Raw genomic sequence first — 347 nt, forward strand, 5'->3', positions numbered from 1 at the left:
GTGCATAAATATATCTTTGCCCGTGATGGGGCAAAAGAAGCACGGAAAAAAGGAGAAAAAATCAAATATCCATACAAAAAGAAAAAACATTTCAACACGAAATGGGCAAAAGATGGGTTTGTTTTGCATGAAGACGGAACGTTGGAACTGTCGCTAGGAATTTGGAATCGAAAACGACAATCTCCTTTGGTGGTGAAAATCGACAAAGAGAAACTTCCAAACGGAAAAGTCAAAGAAATCGAGTTGGTCTATGACCGTGGTTTGTGGCTTTGTTTATCGTATGAAGATGGGAAAAAACCAAAAGAAAATCCATGTAAAAACCGTGTTGCTATTGACCCAGGGGAAAT

Annotated in this window: 1 pseudogene; it reads left to right on the plus strand. The window is 38.6% G+C overall.

The window, feature by feature from the left end:
• Positions 1-347: pseudogene (locus ETC02_RS17195) on the plus strand (transposase); the annotation flags it as partial.

Source organism: Geobacillus sp. DSP4a (assembly GCF_013096875.1).
GTDB lineage: Bacteria > Bacillota > Bacilli > Bacillales > Anoxybacillaceae > Geobacillus > Geobacillus thermophilus.